Genomic DNA, 18651 nt, shown 5'->3' on the forward strand with positions numbered 1-18651 from the left:
AGACGGTGCTTTGCTGGATTCTAAATATGCTTTTCTATATATTGGGGTCCGTTGGATCCCAGGTCTGTCCAACTGGGATCTTTATGGTGTCCGGTTTTCCGAAGGGGCCTGCATAGGAGCTATCATAGATTCTGACCTCCATCCCTAAATTGCAGTTATCATATATCCATTTTGCATCTCTGACACAAAGCCTAACACAACCATGTGAAGCTGGCTGTCCCAGCATATTATAATCAGATGCCGATAAATTGTAACTGGTCATATTACTTCCTGCAACTGAATGAAACAGTATGCCTCCCACAATTCTCGTACAATATTGACCGTACGAAGGCCCCATCAGTTCATGCCACCTATACCTAGCCTGCGTATAATAGGTACCTGACGGAGTTTCTGTTCCCGGAAGGCCTACAGAACAGGCAAATGCTTTTACCGGGATAATATAGCCATTACTTCCATCCTTGGCATATATTGTAACCGTACAGGTCGTTCTGTTCACGTCAGCACGATAGGATGATTGCGGCCCGATAATTCCGCTCACATCTTTCTGCAGCACATCATTAATATAGTAAAGCTTATAACCATTCTCATAATACCAGCCATTTTTGGAAAACTCACTGGCCTCAAACACAAAATTTGCAGCTGCCAACGGCGTATTTCCAGAATATGCATGAATCAAAAAATTCCCCGAATTCTTATGATTCATTGTAGAAATCACTGTTTTCCAGCTTCCATCCTGACTCTGCGTTCCGCTGTACCACATAAAATCATCCTGTCCATTCAATTCACTCCATACCGCGAACCGAACGTTACCACCTGATGCATTCTTCAAAACCGCTGTACGCTTCCCACTACCTTGATCCTTTAGAACATAAATAAAATTGCTGGGATTAAACGTGTATTGCGCTCCATTTCCGAATACCTGGATCTGGTTTCCCATAGTAACATATGCATGTATCGTATAAGTCCCCAAATTATAATTATGATTAGAAACATTCACCACTGCCTGATAGGTACCATTACTTTGGCGCTCAGCTGTATACCATGCCACATCACTTCCATTCGCTGTTGTCCAGGCCGCTATACGAACTCCACTAATCCCAGAAGCAGCCTCCAAATCGGATATGCTGACAGTAAATATGCCTGCTGCATCATTTTTTTCGACAACCTGAACCGTGGCTTTAGCAGTTCCGCTGATTTGCAAGTCGCTGCTACCATTTAAATAGATTTTATTTCCGCTCCAAGTCGTTGCATATGTATGAATCAGGTATTTTCCCAATGTCTTATGATTTTTAATGGAAATATCAGCCTGATAACCGCCACCAGCATTTTTAGAAGCTGTATACCATCTTACATCATCCTGCCCCCCTGATTCACTCCATACCGCAAACTCTATCTTTTTAGCTCCAGCCGGCACCACTACATGATCGATTGTCACACGATATTCCGTCTCTTCCTGACCCACTACACCCTGATGTAGATCTGTGGTCACCGGTTTATCGCATCCATAAGTAAAGGCTACATTGGTACAGGCCACTACTGTCTTAATGCCATTTTTATCAGAAACATACACATGAATATTGTAGTTGCCCACATTATATTTATGGTTTGCTATTGTTCCTTTTACCAAATATTCTCCATTTGACTGTTTGTCTGCCGTATACCAGCAAATATCCTGCTGAGCACTTTGGCTCCAGATCGGCACCTCTACCTTACTCACTCCTAGCTCTGAGTTAAGTCCTATTATTCTCACCTCAAAAGTGCCGGCCTCATTGTCTGAAGTTACTGATACTTCCTGTACTTCCGGTGCCTGTACCATAAAAGACTTCCCACCCAGATATACTTTGTTACCGCCTTTTTTTACAAGATATACGTGTGCCAAAGATCTTCCTGTACTTTTTATAGCCGTAAGAGCAGCTTTACCTTCCCAACTATCGGAACTCGCCTTATACTGAAGCTCATGCCAAGTCAAATCGTCCTGCCCACCAGCTTCACTCCATACCGCGCAGGATATTTCTTCAATTTCTCCAGGCGCCTCTACTCCAGAAATTTTTATCTGAAACTGATTTAACTCCGCATCCACATCTGCCATCAGCGTTTGATATTTAGGCCGAAAATCTGCTGAAACTCCTCCCACAAACTTTTGGAAACCATTTCCATCCGTCACATAAACATGAGCATAATACAATGCCCAGTTATTTTTATGAGAAGAAATACTCATCTCAACAGAATACTCTCCAACACTTCCTTTTTCTGCTTCGTACCAGACAATATCGCTTTGATCCGACGCACTCCATATGGGAACAAGCACTTTCCGAATTCCTGAAGGCGAATCTAGCCCAGTGATTTTTAAAGTTGCTGTACCTGCAGAATAATCCTGTTCTGACAACTCTATTAGCCCTTCCGTCACGGTCGGAACTTCAAAAGATACTCCTCCAATCCACTGTTGACTGCCATCCGAATTCTGTTGATAAATATGAGCATAGTAACAACCGGGCGAACGATAATCAGCCACTTTCACTCTGCAATCAAACTGATTTTCTCCTGTTACCTGAAATTCATTCCATTTTAGATCATCCTGACCATTCTCCTCACTCCAGACTGCAACTCGTAGATTAGCATTATCCGGAAGATAGTGATCTGATAGACAGATCTGGTATTCTGTTTTGAAATCATCAGTAAAACCTGAGGTGATCACCGACTGGTATTCCGGAAGCTTTGCTACTTCAAAAGTTGTTCCGCCAACCCATTCTTTTGCCCCGTCAGATTTTTCCAAATAGCAGTGAACATAATAGGCACCCAACATATTATGCTTCAGTATATCGACCATTGCTTCATAGTTTTCACCATTATACCACACAAGGTCATCCTGTCCCTCGGCATCACTCCAGACGGCAAAGGATACACCTACTCCATCTGCCGGTATTGTATAATTCTGAAGTTGTATTTGATAATATCTGCCTTTTTCATCGGCTCTTTTGACCTGCAAACTTGGACTCTTCGTCTGATCTGATGTTACCCGTTCATAATATGTCTCCTCATTAAATGTCTCCGCTCCTACTGGAAATGTCAATCCAGCACACAGTGCGCATATTATGACTAAAGAAACAATTGTTTTGCGTTTTTCCAACTTTAATAAAGTCATATGACAACTTTACCTCCCTTCCCTGCTCTATTTTCTGCCTTTTATCTTAAATGCAAGAGTCCCTGTCTGTATCTCCCCATTAATCTCCAGACTCCTGTCTGAATTATACATCCCATCTGAATAAACTGCAATGCAATCATTGACATTTGCATTGCTTTTTATGTTAATCAGATAAATCTTACCTGGAATCACATCAACCGGTTCCCTTATCAGTGTATACCAGGAATTATTTTCACTGATTGTATTCACAGGTATTCTAGTTTCAAAAATAGTTTTTTCACTATCAGCTTCTATAATTTCCATTTCCAAATCAGAGTGATTGATCCTGTCATAATTACCAATATACAGTTCCAGATCATAAATCTCTTCTGCTGTATTATTGAATTGCTGTGTGACTATCTGATTTTCTGTCACCGCAATTGGAGTATATTCTGCCTCACTAATATTGTCTATCATTTGAAATTCACCTTTTGCCGCTGAAGCCAGGCAAATAAACGCCGGGCCTGCCCAAGCCAAAAATCCGACTGCAAATGCAATCCGTATATTGACTAACGTATCTTTTTCCAGTGCAGTGCGGTCATTCTGTACAAAACGTGGATAGCTCAACACGAAATACAACAATAGTATCACCCAAATGCAAGTAAATAAATAAATCTGGTTATCGTAGCTAAGGATATCCTGCATGGTAATCGCCCAGCCAGAAGGAGCCACCCCCTTAAAGACCGAATATCTAAACAGATTTTGATCTACGTTTCCAGCCCAGTTCTGAACCACCAATGTATAAAGCGCAATAATCAATATATTCTGCAGAATCCACAGCAATTTACAATTTTTATTCTGCTGAATGGCCAGAATCATAAATGGTACGGCTAATAACAGCCATTGGGGATGAAATGCCACCATGCCAAAAAAAGCAAAAGATACTCCATTAGCCAGAAACAGTGTCCAATCAAAAATTTTATCCTTGTTCTCTATCTTTATCAAGTATGCAGCAATAAGTAACACTAATATCACTACAAGAAAAACATTAATCGGACGCAAACCACCTAAATCAAGTCCTGTCTCAACATACGTCAGCGCACTAAATCCCAGAACTGACTTTCTGAAACTTGCTGAGGGATAATAAATTAAGATTTCAATCACAGTCGGCAAAGCAACCAAGACTGCGTCTCGCAATATTTTGAAAATCTTTTTTTCCTTTAGAAGTAAAAATACTAAAAAATAAATAACTGCCTGATATTTAAAGGTAACTGCTATCCCAAAAAACAGCACAAATTTCCAATGTTCCCTCCTCAGATAGTAATAATACCCTAACAAGATGAAAAACACTGTAAAAATGTCATATTGACTGAAAATCATCTGACTAAATAAAGCCAGCGGACATATTAAAAATGCATACTTACAAATTCTTGCTTTTTTCTCACCAAATCCGGCCTGGATACATATTTTATAAATGAGCACCGCGCTGGCAAAGAAGAAGATAACTGGCAGCATCTTATACCACATATTATTGAGCAGAGAATTTGTCATAACATCTGAAGGGACACGTCCAAATAAACGAAGAGGCAAATTCCATATTGCAAACATCAGAAATGTACTTGGCAAATAATTCGCCCCATAATCATTCGTCCATTCAGCGCATGCATCGTAAAAATTCAACGGATTTGTATGCATTAAAAAGCTGCGATTCCCCGTTACCATAATATCTCCCTGCACAAAAGAGACATAACAAATCATAAATACAACTGCCATAAAGATTAAGTCAAATTTATCCCAGTCTCTGTCTGCCCAGCCGCAAAGCCTACTTTTCCAATTTTCTGCCCTTTTAAACCTTTTGCTCAAATTCATAAGTTTTTCTCTTCCTTCTTAAACGCCCACAGTTTATTTAACACAAAATTGAGTGGAATCGTAATGATTAAATTGATCAGCGGCGCAATATATTCCGACACATGTAATACGTCCACCCAAACATACAGCAAAGCAGAAGACAACACAATGCCCGTACTTCCGTACGCCGCAAATGTTTTTATCAAAGACGGAAACCATGCACGTTTTTCTCCATCTTCACAGGCAAATACATATTTATTATTCCAATAGAAAGAATTCAACACGCTTAAAACGAATCCCAGTGCATTAGCCACAAAATAATGCAGGCCTATATATACGCAGGCAGCATACGTAAAATATGAAATTGCTGTATTTGCTAACCCTACCAGTCCAAATTTTATAAATTGGCACAACACCTTTAACTTTTCTTCGGAAAATGGTATATGCAAGAAAATGATGACTCTTTTTAGTAATTTATTCACACCCTGCTCCTTATGCTTTTACTGCAGCACAGATTGTTTTAATCATATAATCAATCATTTCATCGTTCATCCCCGGATAGACGCCAACCCAAAACGTATCTCGCATAATACGGTTTGTATTCCCCAGATCTCCAATCGTCCGATACCCCTTACCATTCGTTCTCATTTCATCAAAGCATGGATGCTTGATCAGATTTCCTGCAAATAGCATTCTAGTCTGCACACCATGTTTTTCAACATAAGACACAATCTTACTCCGATCAACGTTTTCTTTACATGTAATTAAAAATCCAAACCAGCTCGGTCTAGAACCTGGACAAGCTTCCGGTAAAATAATATCAGACTCCAAACATTTAAGCCCTTCACGCAATCTATCAAAATTATAACGCCTTCGTTCAACAAAACCAGGGAATTTGTTTAACTGCGCACACCCTATAGCCGCTTGCATATCTGTAGCTTTCAAGTTATAACCAAAATGTGAATATACATATTTATGATCATAGCCCAAAGGTAATTCTCCATATTGCCGGTCAAAACGATGTCCGCACAAATTGTCATGTCCAGAAGGACAAATGCAGTCTCTTCCCCAATCGCGTAAAGAACGGATACATTTATTTAATAATGGATGATTCGTATAAACAGCGCCCCCCTCTCCCATGGTCATATGATGCGGGGGATAGAAGCTCGACGTTCCTATATCTCCTATTGTACCGGTTAGTTTCTCAGTTCCATCCAAGTTATACCTGGACCCCAATGCGTCGCAATTATCTTCAATCAGCCAGAGACCGTGTTTTGTACAAAATTGTTTTACTGCCTTCAAATCAAAGGGATTCCCTAATGTATGAGCAATCATAACTACTTTTGTTTTATCCGAAAGAGCATTCTCCAACTGAGAAACATCTATATTATACTGAGGAATTGTCATATCCACGAAAACTGGATTAACACCATATTGAATGGCTGGTGCTACTGTAGTAGGGAACCCACAGGCAACAGTAATCATTTCATCGCCTTTACGCACCTGACGCTCACCCAGCAGCGGAGACGTTAAAGCCATAAAGGCGAGTAAATTAGCCGATGAGCCACTGTTTACCAGACTTACATATTTCACACCCAGATAATTTCCCAGCTTTTTTTCAAATTCTTCCGTATAACGTCCTGATGTGAGCCAGAATTCCAGGGAACTATCTACCAGATTATACATTTCATCACTGTCATATACCCTTGAGGCATAAGAAATCCGGTCTCCCTCCTTATAGGGATCAGGCTTGTGATAACGATCACAATAAGCTCTTACCATCTGCAGAATTTCTGTCCTTGCCTGCGCTTCTGTTTTATTTTCAAACATAAAATCTCCTCACTTAACTCATCAAATAAGAATGTAATTGCTCTGACATACAGTTTTCTAACTGATCTCCCGCTAACCAGCATTTTGTCCATGCAACTGTCTGTTCAACTGCATTTTCAATCCCCCACCTTGGTTTCCAGTCAAAGGTTCCCTTCAGCTTTGAGCAGTCCAGCTTCAGATATGCCGCTTCATGCGGCCCGCCATCATAATGATTTTCCCATTCAAGCCCTTCACCCCATTTATCACAAAACAGCTGTACAAGCTCTCCTGTAGTTACACAATCTTTATCATCCGGTCCAACGTTATAACAGCCAGCATATTTTATATTCTTATACTGTTCGGCTGCTATCGTCAGATAAACGCACAGAGGTTCTAGCACATGCTGATAAGGCCGTATAGAATATGGATTACGTACAATAATCTTTTTCCCCGCCTGTGCCGCCCTCACACAATCCGGAATGATTCTATCAACTGCAAAATCGCCCCCGCCTATTACATTCCCGGCTCTGGCCGTCGAAACAGCCACACCTAGATTTTCGAAGAAGGAATGTACATAACTGTGAGTTACCAGTTCTGAACAAGATTTGCTGTTGGAGTATGGATCATAACCGTCTAAGGGCTCATTTTCACGGTAACCCCAAACCCATTCTTTATTTTCATATACCTTATCAGTTGTTACATTTAAAAATGATCTTACCTTATCATGAGTTCGAACACACTCACATACATTCACTGTTCCCATAACATTTGTCTCATATGTATAAACAGGATTTTTGTAAGACTCCCTAACTATAGGCTGTGCTGCCAAATGTAACACAATTTCTGGCTGATACTCATCAAAGACCCTTAGCAAATGTTCCCTATCTCTGATATCCCCATTTATCGAATTAATACTTGCTCCGATACCGGAAAGAGAAAATAGATTCGGCTGTGTAGGCGGTTCAAAGGCATAACCAATTACTTCCGCTCCCATATCGGTCAGAATTTTACATAGCCACGTTCCTTTAAAACCGGTATGGCCTGTCACCAGCACTCGCTTCCCACGATAAAACTCCAAATCCAACATATATTCTCCTATTCTCACTAATCGACCCATTTTTTCCACGGTGCATGCCCCGATGCCCACATCGCTTCCAGCTTATCCTTTTCCCGTTTAGTGTCCATGCACTGCCAATATCCCTTATGATAATAAGATTTTAATTCACCTTCCGCTGCCAAACGCTGCAAAGGCTCCTGCTCAAAAACCGTTGTATCTCCCTCAATATAATCAAATATCTCGGGGTTTAAAATCATATAGCCTGCATTTATCTGGCTTCCATCATCTGAAGATTTTTCACGGAATGCACGGATGGTATTATCAGAGGCAATATCCAAGACCCCAAATCTCTGATTTACATTTACCGACGTTAACGTAGCTATTTTCCCGTGAGCTTTATGAAACGTAAGTACATCCATAATATTAACATCGCAAACACCATCGCCATATGTCATAAAAAACGGTTCATTCCCGGTATACGCCCTGATTCTCTTGATTCGCCCGCCAGTCATGGTATTCAACCCGGTATCTACGACGGTTACCTTCCAAGGTTCCGAATGCTCGCGATGGACAATCATTTTATTACCTTGCGTAAAATCAAAGGTTATATCACTGTTATGGATAAAATAATCAGCAAACCACTCTTTTATCACATATTGCTTATAACCTGCACATATCACAAATTCATTGACCCCATAATAAGAGTACTCTTTCATAATATGCCAGAGAATCGGTTTCCCTCCGATTTCAATCATTGGTTTCGGCTTAAATTCCGATTCCTCAGAAATTCTGGTCCCAAACCCTCCTGCCAATATAACTGCTTTCATTTTATTCCGCCTCCGTCCTTTGCTTTACCCTCGTCGTTTATACAGAGTCTACCATTCGATCAATCAATTACACCAACCGTTGTTCCAAGTAATACCTGGCTTCCCTCATCATCAATCCCATAAACATGCACATTATACTGGTCCTCCTTATATTGGAAATCACGTGCATATACATGAATCACATAAGAACCTTCCGCCTCCCGCTCGCCTTCATACCAACACAAATCTTCCTGGCCGTCCTCTGACCAAACTGCACACTGCAATGCCATGGGTTCATACTCCGACACTAGGTTGCGGATATACACATCAAATTTTCCTGTATGATAATCATACGGCTCCACCTCAATATCCACAACAATGGCCGCATTATTGCTTACATTCTTTTGCTCCTCATATATTGTATCTTCCATCTTTACAGTCTGCGATCCCAAAAACACATTTGTATTCCCAATCATCCTCGCATAGATATGTACATTATATGTGCCATTTTTATAAGAAAAATCAGAAAAAGGCACAGCTACTGTATAAACTCCGTCAGACTGCTTCTGCGCATCATACCATACCATATCTTTCTGTTCTTTATCTGACCATACTCCACATAAGAGTCCCGTCATACCTTCTCCACAATGAATATCGCTTAAGGTAATCTCTATCTCTTTTGTTTCTATATTATAAGGCATTATATCAATGTTTACTAGCGTTTGGTTTAACCCTGCTATCAAACCTTCCATCAACGCTGATTTCTGTGACAACCCCTGATTTACCGCTTCCAGACCATATTCTTCAATTATAGTCTTTTCATCAGAAAACAAATTTACTCCCAGCCCCAGACGATTGTCTGGTATTTCCACCCCCAAGCTTGCCAAAGTGGTGGGAAAATTATCAAAGGTACTGTATTCCCTGTATACATCATCCTGTACCTCCGTAGCCGAATTAATATAAGTGGTATATACGGTTCGTCTATACTCTGCATCCACAGCTTCACAATAATCACTATCCATAGTGGGATGATCCCCGGAGATTACAATCGTAGTATTCTCATAAAAAGGCTGCTCCTTTATCCACTCTATGAACTCAGTCACCTGCTTACTTGAGCAAGCCATAACATTGGAATACTGATTATCTGAATACAAATCTGGACACTCAGAACACAGATATCCATCTTCAAAATGGGTGTCAACCGTCAACATAGTCAAGTTAAATGGCTCATCAGATGCTGCTAACAAATTTAATTTATTCTTCGCATTCTCAAACAATATTTTGTCTTCATATCCCCACCACACATAGTAATCCGAAGGAATGTCTCCATGTTCAACGGCATAATTATAATCGGCTATTTCATAATCTCCATGCTGCTTAAAATATAGTTTGCGTCCTCCAAATGCTGCATCTGAACCAATCAAAAGGGTTTGCTGATATCCTGCCTGTTCCAAAACATCCCCTAATGCTGTCATTCCTGGAAAAAAGCCCTCCTGCGTACCCATAGAGTTCTTATCCAGTGGAATAGTCAGAGGGAGTCCAGACGTCTGAGCAAACATTGCTCCAATAGTCCAGGTTGCTCCCGTCAGCGCATATCCGCCATTTAAAACATCCTGATCCCCTGAAAAATTCTCATTTTCTTTTGAAAGCTCCGTCAATTCAGGGATTACATTCTCGTCAAATGCGCCTCCATTCTCTGTGTCAGCATAAGTATTCTCCATAGACTCTAAAAAGATATAGATAAGATTTCGTTTTTTTTCTGGAAATGTCAAAGTCACATCCGCAGGATTCACATAATTATCATCGATAAAAGAAGAATATGTATTTTGATTTTCCACATAAGCCGCTATATCCAGAGTATTCCCAAAATATTGAACAGCTAAAAATCCAATCAGAACTGCGGTTCCTACAGTTGTAACTCTGGTAATATGATAAATTCTCTTTCTTCTTCTCACCAAAATGAAAGCAACAGCTAAACCGACAGCCACACAAATCGACAGAATCACACAATACTTAACATAATCCATAATCATATCACTATTAGTACCTTCTAGCGGCATTTTCAAATGATATACTATTTCTTCTATACTTAAATCACTCCAGGTTTTCAAAGCCCAAGACACACTCCGGCAAATAAGGATAGCCAACGCCCCAAGCAGCACAGCAAAAACAGTTAATACAACACTTAAAATCTTAAGTAATACTTTTTTAATCCCATTTGCTTCCGGCAACCTAGGCAACGCTCTATATACTTGCCCCTGGCATACACCTTCCATTTTACATTATTCCTTTCTCTTTTGTTTCAGCTAACATTATAACAGGTTAATCCCAAGTAAACAACCTGTAATTTCCGGAGGTATATGGATACTGAAGAAAGCTGTGCCTCTTGACAAAGATCTATTTTTAGTATATACAGAAAATATATGTCTCTTCTTTGTAAATATAAACGAGACAGAAAGGTAAAACTAAGATGAAAAAAGTTATTATAAGCGGAGCGACTGGCGCACTCGGAATGGCCTTAATCAGGCAGCTAACACAAGAAGGCTCTCAGATTCTGGTCTTGTCACATGAATATTCTAGCCGCAATAACAGGCTTGACCAATATCCCGATATCACAATAATACCCTGTTCACTCCAACAATTGGCCTCAGTCCAGAACCCTACCGGGCAAAACTGGGATGTATTTTATCATTTTGCCTGGGCAGGTACTACCGGCGCCGCCCGTAATGACATGTATCTACAAAATTCAAATGTAAAATATGCTTTAGATGCTGTTGACGCCGCTTCCCGTTTTGGCTGTCATACCTTTATCGGTTCTGGCTCACAGGCTGAATACGGGCGTTTCGAAGGAAAACTGACACCAGAAACACCTGCTTTTCCAGATAACGGTTATGGCATTGGAAAGCTTGCCGCCGGTATGATGACACGGGAGTATGCCCACCAAAAAGGCCTGCGCCATTTATGGGTGAGAATCCTCAGCCTTTACGGCCCTTATGACGGTTCCCAGAGTCTAGTGATGTCCACCATTTCCCAACTGAAGCAAGGTATCAGCCCGCAATGCACTCTTGGCGAACAATTATGGGATTATCTATTTAGTCAGGATGCCGCCTGCGCATTTTCCAGGATGGGAGATAGCAGCTTTGACGGAAAGACTTACGTTCTGGGCAGCGGCAAAGTCCGCCCTCTGGCAGATTATATTGAAGATATGCGTAAAATTGTATCAGCTGATACCCCGGTCAAGTTAGGCGCAATTCCGTACTCTCCCAGGCAAGTCATGCATCTGGAAGCAGATATATCAGATCTCATAGAAGATTTTGGCTGGAGACCAGTTACTGATTTTACTGATGGCATTCGACAAATTCTACCTTATATATAAGATACAGGGCAAATGCACTATTTTGCATCTGCCCTGTTATTTTACCGGCTTACTCTGCCCGATCCATCACCATCCATTAATTTTCGCACCTCATCAGCAGAAACATGATTCAGGTCGCCTTCTATACTATGCTTGAGGCAACTAGCCGCTACCGCAAATTCAATAGTCTGCTGCGGTGCATAATCCATCAATTCTCCAAATATAAGTCCTGCACTAAAACTATCTCCTCCACCAACTCTATCAACAATATGGATCTTATATTCTTTACTAAAATAACTCTGCTGCCCCGTATACAAGAGAGCTGCCCACTTATTGTCTGAAGCGCTGATGGAGCTTCTAAGCGTTATTGCCACCTTTTTAAAACCGCATTGTTCTGAAAGTTGTGCCGCTACCTTTTGATATGCTTTATAATTCAATTGTCCGCCCACAACATCCGAATGCTCTGAGGAAATACCAAAGATATCGTTGGCATCTTCTTCATTCGCAATGCATATATCTACATATTGAGCTAATTCCCCCATTACCCGGGCAGCCTTCTCCTTTGTCCAAAGCTTTTTTCTGTAATTCAAATCACAGCTGACTGTAATTCCCCTCTTCTTAGCTTCACGGCATGCTTCCATACATATCGCCGCCACATTATCTCCCAACGCTGGAGAAATACCAGTAAAATGAAACCAGTCCGCATCCTGAAAAATCTGGGCCCAGTCAAAATCTTCCACCTCTGCCTTTTGCATGGAAGAACCCGCCCGATCATAAATAACCAGTGATGGGCGTTGACTCGCCCCTTTTTCCAGATAGTATATCCCAAGCCTATCACCGCCCCGGACAATATGCTGCACATCCACGCCATATCTGCGCAACTCGTTCAACGCCGCATCTCCGATCTGATGTTTGGGCAATTTTGTAATAAACGACGATGCAATTCCATAATTAGCCAACGAGACTGCAACATTTGCTTCCGCGCCGCCATAGGTAGCTTCCAGGCTAGTTGCCTGCACAAATCTATTGTATCCTTGTGGCGCCAAGCGTAGCATGATCTCGCCTAATGTAATCACTCTGGGCATACGCTCCTCCTTCCTCATTCAATATTTTGATAACGGGAAGGGGTCAGGAATTGGATATCCATCTTTTTACCCAATTCTTTAATTTCATTCCCAATTAACGAATTCCTGCGTTCTGCTTCCGATGAAAAATCGTATGACAGCAGCCGGTCATAATAATCTTCATCCTGATAACCAGAATATCCATCCATGCCTGCTACGTATACATGCTTTACTCCGATAGCCAAGAGAAGCTTTAATGCCATCAGACCAGAATTATCAATAATTTCCGGGGATTCGGACGAATAGCTTGCAAAATTAACCATATGCTCAAATGTCCCTGCTTCTTTCATGTTCGATGTAATAATACATTTGGCATCCGTTTTACCTGCAATTTTAGAATACCGCCGCATATTACTGCTAAATATAAAATCCGGCCGATAATCCTCTGCTGTAAAATTGACAGCAATCACTAAGACAGGCTCATTCTGATCGCATTTCTCTATTTGCCATCTTTTTATTTGATCATGATAATCCCTAAGACTCTTACCCGGTGCAAGTAAGAGTACTATTGTATCTTTAAAGGTCTCTGACAACTGACTGACCGTTCCCTTATCATCATAGAAATTTTCCTGATATTTTTTATAATATTTTTCAGCATTCTCCTTGCTAAACTTTGCTTTATCATCTTTAGGAATAGAACGCAGCAGCTCATTAAAAGACTTAACTGTCAATGTATCTTTTTCCGCCAAATAAATAGCATAATTAGGATGGCACCCATCCACCGCCGATAGATAAAGAGGAAGAGAATACCCCCAAAATTTGTTTTTATATATCTCTGCTAAATACTCATCCATTATCTCAAGCATCGGCTCAATCCGGTAATTCTTACCGTGATTCTCGTTCATATATTCAGCAAATAATTCCATATTCAAGTTGCCGGCTCCCCTACCCATACCAAACACACAAGCATCAATGCAAAGATCTCTCTGCAGGCCAAGATCCACCAAAGCCTCTGCATTACCAAATGCTTGTTGCAAATTATTATGGGCATGATATCCCAGCGCGATTTTCTGATCCAGATTATGATCCGCAAGATAAACTAAGCGCAGAAACTGTTTTCTCTTAATAAGCCCAAAACTGTCCACAATAGATAATGCATATGGCTGCAAAGCATTAAATTTTTCTATTGTCTCAATAAACTCCTGATCTGTATATGCATCTGTTCCAACCAGCTGCACAAACAGTATATAACCCAGGTCCTTGATTTTTCTGCAGTATTCATATGCCTCATCTCTTTTTTCTTTTTTAAAAATAACTCTAATTCCGTCCACTGATGCAGGGTCTACCGGCTGAAACCGTTCTATCGGAACTGGAGAGCTCATATCTGCCATTCCCACATACATGAGACCAGGGCGCTTCGGCGCAATCATTTCTTTGATTGAAGCTATGTCAGGAAATACGGCCCGATCCTTATGAAATGTATCTTCCTTAATGAAACCAACTTCAAATATTTCAATTCCTGTTTCAGCTATCTTCTGACTAAAGCCTTTAATGGTTTCTTCACCAAACATCCAGTCATTTACGTAGCCACCGTCACGCAAAGTACAATCCAGCAAACTAATATTTCTCATAAGCCCTCTCCAATCTCCCTTATTCCTCCATAGGGGCAATATACAGGTTTTTCATAAGCTCTTCCCTGCTTAAAAAGGGTGCCAAATCTTCCAACGGAGGACTCACCAAAGTACCATCCTCTAACCTTTTAGTAGCACTCTTCGGTTCAAATATCTGCTGTGTTGAAACAAATATTTCACATAATGCAAAATTCTCTTCCGCCAAAACCGCATCAACCACCTGGCGCATCTCAACATTTGAATGGGCACAATAATAAGGAATACCAAATGCAGCGGACAGCTTTGCAAAATTAGGAAACGCTAAATCATGACTCTCTGGCCCAATTCCCACCTTAGAATGCTCCTTAAAAAGATTATTCTGAGTCTGACGAATGGAGTGATATCCTTCATTATTAATCAAAAAGATCTTTATTGGAAGCTGATTGGTCACTATTGTCTGCAATTCCTGCAAATTCATCATAATACTACCGTCTCCCTCCAGGCAGACTGTCATCTTTCCATCATTTGCCATACATGCACCTATTGCTGCCGGAAGACCATATCCCATACTGGCAATCGCATTATTATTAAAAAAACGGCTGCCTGGTTTGATATACCAACTTTGATGTCCAGCTACACAGCAAGTCCCATTGCTGGTCACAGTCAGACTGTTTTCTGGCAATTGCCTGCTAATATAATCAAAAGCGGCATATGCATTAGCAAAGCCATCGTTCTCTTCCCAATGGCGTTTCAAAACAACCGGATACTCTTTCTTCCAATTCTGGCAAATGGATATCCATTCGTTTTTCTCAAAAACAGGTGTTTTTTTATCCTTCAGCTCCAAATTAATTTGTTCAAAAAAATCTTTGGCGTCTGCATGAATTGGTAATTCCACATGAATTGTAGGTTTTTTCAACTCTGCCAAATCAATGTCTACCATAATAACTTCCGCTTCACGAGCCCAAGTTTTCCAGTTATAACCCACCACCCGGATTGGCAGACGATTACCCACTGCAAGGATAAGATCTGCATTCTGCACCGCAAAATTCCCCGGCCGGTCTCCCATATTGCCCCCACGTCCACAATATAACGGATGCTCTGTCTCAATTAAGTCAATTGCGTCCCAGTAAGTGCATACAGGAATCCCCAGCATTTGTACTGCTTTGCGAAATTCATCATATCCACCAGACAGGCGGATACCGTTGCCTGCATAAAGAACTGGCCTCTGCGCATGGGCAACTTTCTCCAAAACTTCCCTTACAGTTTCTTTAGAAACCGGCTGCGGAAGCAATCGATCATCTTCAGCAGGATCATATCCCTCTAGATCATCTGTCTCTACTGTACACCCTTGATAATTAACCGGTATGTCAATCCATGACGGCCCTGGCCTGCCGGTAACTGCAAGATGGTACCCCTTTTCCAACACATATCGAATCTGTCGTGGATCTTCCAGCATAACTGCATATTTGCACATGCAAGCAACTGATCTTGTAATATCAAATTCCTGATCGCCAACTGCCCTCAATGGTAATCCATCGGTGAACTGACCATTATATCTTGCAGTTGTGTCATAACGAACTTGCCCCGATATTACAAACATTGGTATAGAGTCTAACCATCCTCCGACAACTCCAGTAATTGCGTTAGTTCCTCCTGGCCCGGTTGTCACACACAGCGCCGCCATCTGATTATTAAGTCTCGCGTAAGCTTCTGCTGCAATAGCGCTCCCCTGTTCATGGTGGTTATAAATGCACTTTAAGCCCTCTTTATGACCTAAAGCATCATTTAAATGCATGGCGCCTCCCCCAGTTACAGTAAAGCAATTTTTAATACCTTTTTTCACTAAAAAATCTGCCACATAATCTGCTAAACGCTGTTTCACCTGTTTTCCTCCCTTTTCTCCAGTATTGCATACTCGCAAATCTCTAATATGCGTTATCTATCATTCTCAAAATTTAAACGTTTTTCTTCTATCACTAATGGACGGTTCATAATTCTAGCATTCATATTCATAATATATTCCCCAACCAACCCAATAAAAAACAATTGAATTCCTCCAAGGAAACACGTCAATATGACCATAGGCGCCGCTCCGGCAATAAAACGTTCCCAAAAAACCAATTTCATAATCAAATACACTAGAGCAATTATGAAACTAATCCCTGAAGCTAAAAATCCAAAAAATGTAGCAATACGCAGGCCAACTTTTGTATAACTTGTAAAAGATAGCATTGCTGCATCATATAGGCTGTACCAATTATTATGTGTCTTTCCCGCACGGCGCCGTGGCTGGCTGTACGGAATTTCCTTCCTTTCAAAGCCAAGCTCAGCTACAATTCCGCGCAAAAATGGGGTGGGATCTTTCAATTCTCTTAATACCTGAATAAATTCACTGTCATAAAGCCCAAATCCAGTGAAATGTTCAATTTGTTCAACGCTGCTCATTTTTTTAATGGCCTTATAATATAAGCTTCTCAGCAAATAAACAACTCCGTTTTCCTTACTCGATGTTTTTATTCCACAAACGATTTTATAGCCCTTCTCCCACTCTGCTATAAATTGGGGAATCATTTCTACAGGATCCTGAAAATCAGCAGCCAACAAAATAACACAATCTCCTGTAGCCTGCAGCATCCCGTAATATGGACTATTAAACTGCCCGAAATTCTTAGCATTAAAAATTGCTTTAACATGTTTGTCCGATTCACAGATTCTTTCTATCAATACTCTGGTACGATCTTTAGATTTATTGTCAATAAACAATATTTCATAATCATAAACAGCACATTTATTTACTAACTCTTTTTTTACCGCTTTATAAATCGCTTCTACATTTTCCTCTTCATTATAGCAGGGTATAACAACTGATATTTTCTTTGTATCCATATCATCTAATCCTTTTATTCTTTATCATACTATTACAGTCTAATTTATAAAAATAGCCTATCTAATAAAGCCAACTGTCAACTCATTCAACTCTAATTTCTTTCAAAATCAAATTATTATCCGTCAAATAATTTTGTGAATACAAAAATAACAGCCCTCCTTCTGTGGAAACATCATATAATAAGATCCCCTTTTCCTCCTTCAATTCAACTGGGATATACGAATTTTTCACAGAAAAGTCTTTATTTAAATCTGCCTGATATACAGCAGCCTCATTGTAACTGCTTCCCATGTGTTCTTTGTCGCTGCTATAATAAAGAGTATAGCCATCTTCATGCTTCATAATTGACGCAGGTTCATTGTCAGCAACGGCTGGAATGATCTCCTTTTCGTCTGTCCACGTCTTTCCCTGATCCAAGGATGAAATAACATTCAAGGAAGATGGGCCCTTGTCATATTCCTCTTTTTCAAACAAATAGTTAAGGTTTTTTCCGTCATCTGAAACAAACAAATCCCCATCTTCTATGTTATTGTAATAAGATACAATGTCCGATAACTTTTGCCAGTTTTTCAGATCCTTAGAAATAAAGCAGCGTACCGTATACAATCCATTGGTTTGTGACTCATCTCCATTGTTCACATTCCCCTTTATTTCCGTAAATGTCAGAAAATAATTGTCTTCCTGTTTTACGAGGGTAGGATCAATCATTAAGTTTTCTTGGTTAAAAACTAAATAATTTAACTAACCATATAATCTTTACTAAAGCTTATAATACGTATTTCATAATCAAAATTTCCAACAGCAACTAGTCTTTCATTCTCAGAATCACAAGTGTATATCCAGTTTGCGGAAATATCTGTATACTCTTTATAAATACTGCCATCAAAATTAAATAAAATCAAATGCCCATCTGTAGTGGAAATAATTTTATCTCCCATAATTTTGGAATCCGTGGTTTTATGCTCTGTAATTTGGCAAAGAGTCGCGATCCTCTCTTTTTCCTGCAAATCGTCCGTAAACACACACCCATTAAACGAAAGAACATATAAAATACTTGATAATAAAAATACAAGTTTTAATTTCATATTACTCCT

Annotated in this window: 14 protein-coding genes; 1 reads left to right on the plus strand and 13 read right to left on the minus strand. The window is 40.3% G+C overall.

Translation table 11 applies throughout. The annotated features are described in order from the left end of the window. Positions 1 to 34: 34 nt before the first annotated feature. From H9Q79_RS08155 to H9Q79_RS08185, 7 genes are read right to left on the minus strand one after another with little or no spacing between them, the layout of a single operon-like run. On the minus strand, positions 35 to 3142 hold the full coding sequence (locus H9Q79_RS08155) for a GBS Bsp-like repeat-containing protein (protein WP_118646077.1): 3108 nt from the start codon (positions 3140 to 3142) through the stop codon (positions 35 to 37). A gap of 27 nt (positions 3143 to 3169) precedes the next feature. Further along, positions 3170 to 4990, minus strand: a complete 1821-nt coding sequence (locus H9Q79_RS08160; RefSeq protein WP_118646079.1) for a putative hexosyltransferase — start codon at positions 4988 to 4990, stop codon at positions 3170 to 3172. Beyond that, a complete protein-coding gene (locus H9Q79_RS08165; RefSeq protein WP_249329601.1) occupies positions 4987 to 5451 on the minus strand; it encodes a GtrA family protein in 465 nt (154 codons plus the stop codon). The genes H9Q79_RS08160 and H9Q79_RS08165 overlap by 4 nt, the downstream gene beginning before the upstream one ends. 10 nt (positions 5452 to 5461) lie before the next feature. After that, on the minus strand, positions 5462 to 6799 hold the full coding sequence (gene rfbH, locus H9Q79_RS08170; protein ID WP_249329602.1) for a lipopolysaccharide biosynthesis protein RfbH: 1338 nt from the start codon (positions 6797 to 6799) through the stop codon (positions 5462 to 5464). Between the two features lie 13 nt (positions 6800 to 6812). After that, complete coding sequence (gene rfbG, locus H9Q79_RS08175; RefSeq protein WP_118646081.1) at positions 6813 to 7865, minus strand: CDP-glucose 4,6-dehydratase; 1053 nt, start codon at positions 7863 to 7865, stop codon at positions 6813 to 6815. Positions 7866 to 7882: 17 nt separating this feature from the next. Continuing rightward, positions 7883 to 8662, minus strand: a complete 780-nt coding sequence (rfbF, locus tag H9Q79_RS08180; RefSeq protein ID WP_118646083.1) for a glucose-1-phosphate cytidylyltransferase — start codon at positions 8660 to 8662, stop codon at positions 7883 to 7885. A 59-nt stretch (positions 8663 to 8721) separates the two neighbouring features. Further along, positions 8722 to 10917 (minus strand): GBS Bsp-like repeat-containing protein, encoded by a 2196-nt coding sequence (locus tag H9Q79_RS08185; protein WP_118646085.1) that lies wholly within the window; start codon positions 10915 to 10917, stop codon positions 8722 to 8724. A gap of 194 nt (positions 10918 to 11111) precedes the next feature. On the opposite strand from H9Q79_RS08185, the gene H9Q79_RS08190 reads away from it, so the two are divergent. Next, on the plus strand, positions 11112 to 12017 hold the full coding sequence (locus H9Q79_RS08190; RefSeq protein ID WP_118646087.1) for an NAD-dependent epimerase/dehydratase family protein: 906 nt from the start codon (positions 11112 to 11114) through the stop codon (positions 12015 to 12017). Positions 12018 to 12058: 41 nt separating this feature from the next. Here the strand turns inward: H9Q79_RS08190 and H9Q79_RS08195 are convergent, their stop codons facing one another. From H9Q79_RS08195 to H9Q79_RS08220, 6 genes are all read right to left on the minus strand, one after another. Then, a complete protein-coding gene (locus tag H9Q79_RS08195) occupies positions 12059 to 13081 on the minus strand; it encodes a sugar kinase (protein WP_249329603.1) in 1023 nt (340 codons plus the stop codon). Between the two features lie 14 nt (positions 13082 to 13095). Beyond that, entirely contained in the window at positions 13096 to 14691 is a 1596-nt protein-coding gene (locus H9Q79_RS08200) for an aldolase catalytic domain-containing protein (protein ID WP_118646091.1), read from the minus strand. Between the two features lie 19 nt (positions 14692 to 14710). Further along, on the minus strand, positions 14711 to 16552 hold the full coding sequence (locus H9Q79_RS08205; protein WP_249329604.1) for a thiamine pyrophosphate-binding protein: 1842 nt from the start codon (positions 16550 to 16552) through the stop codon (positions 14711 to 14713). A 53-nt stretch (positions 16553 to 16605) separates the two neighbouring features. Then, positions 16606 to 17556 carry a glycosyltransferase family 2 protein gene (locus H9Q79_RS08210; protein WP_249329605.1) on the minus strand — a complete coding sequence of 317 codons (951 nt, stop codon included), beginning with the start codon at positions 17554 to 17556 and terminating at the stop codon, positions 16606 to 16608. An 82-nt stretch (positions 17557 to 17638) separates the two neighbouring features. Continuing rightward, positions 17639 to 18265, minus strand: coding sequence for a hypothetical protein (locus H9Q79_RS08215; protein ID WP_249329606.1), 627 nt, complete (start codon positions 18263 to 18265; stop codon positions 17639 to 17641). 29 nt (positions 18266 to 18294) lie between these two features. Then, on the minus strand, positions 18295 to 18642 hold the full coding sequence (locus tag H9Q79_RS08220; protein WP_249329607.1) for a hypothetical protein: 348 nt from the start codon (positions 18640 to 18642) through the stop codon (positions 18295 to 18297). Between the last annotated feature and the right edge of the window lie 9 nt (positions 18643 to 18651).

Origin of the sequence: Wansuia hejianensis (genome assembly GCF_014337215.1) — a bacterium.
In the GTDB taxonomy this organism is placed as follows: domain Bacteria; phylum Bacillota; class Clostridia; order Lachnospirales; family Lachnospiraceae; genus Scatomonas; species Scatomonas hejianensis.

Bases quoted from the DNA above. Each gene is read 5' to 3' on its own strand.
- H9Q79_RS08210 (WP_249329605.1), bottom strand. From the start codon at position 17,556: ATGGATACAAAGAAAATATCAGTTGTTATACCCTGCTATAATGAAGAG.
- H9Q79_RS08190 (WP_118646087.1), top strand. From the start codon at position 11,112: ATGAAAAAAGTTATTATAAGCGGAGCGACTGGCGCACTCGGAATGGCC.
- H9Q79_RS08155 (WP_118646077.1), bottom strand. From the start codon at position 3,142: ATGACTTTATTAAAGTTGGAAAAACGCAAAACAATTGTTTCTTTAGTC.
- H9Q79_RS08185 (WP_118646085.1), bottom strand. From the start codon at position 10,917: ATGGAAGGTGTATGCCAGGGGCAAGTATATAGAGCGTTGCCTAGGTTG.
- rfbG (WP_118646081.1), bottom strand. From the start codon at position 7,865: ATGTTGGATTTGGAGTTTTATCGTGGGAAGCGAGTGCTGGTGACAGGC.
- H9Q79_RS08160 (WP_118646079.1), bottom strand. From the start codon at position 4,990: ATGAATTTGAGCAAAAGGTTTAAAAGGGCAGAAAATTGGAAAAGTAGG.
- rfbH (WP_249329602.1), bottom strand. From the start codon at position 6,799: ATGTTTGAAAATAAAACAGAAGCGCAGGCAAGGACAGAAATTCTGCAG.
- H9Q79_RS08220 (WP_249329607.1), bottom strand. From the start codon at position 18,642: ATGAAATTAAAACTTGTATTTTTATTATCAAGTATTTTATATGTTCTT.
- H9Q79_RS08200 (WP_118646091.1), bottom strand. From the start codon at position 14,691: ATGAGAAATATTAGTTTGCTGGATTGTACTTTGCGTGACGGTGGCTAC.
- rfbF (WP_118646083.1), bottom strand. From the start codon at position 8,662: ATGAAAGCAGTTATATTGGCAGGAGGGTTTGGGACCAGAATTTCTGAG.
- H9Q79_RS08195 (WP_249329603.1), bottom strand. From the start codon at position 13,081: ATGCCCAGAGTGATTACATTAGGCGAGATCATGCTACGCTTGGCGCCA.
- H9Q79_RS08215 (WP_249329606.1), bottom strand. From the start codon at position 18,265: ATGATTGATCCTACCCTCGTAAAACAGGAAGACAATTATTTTCTGACA.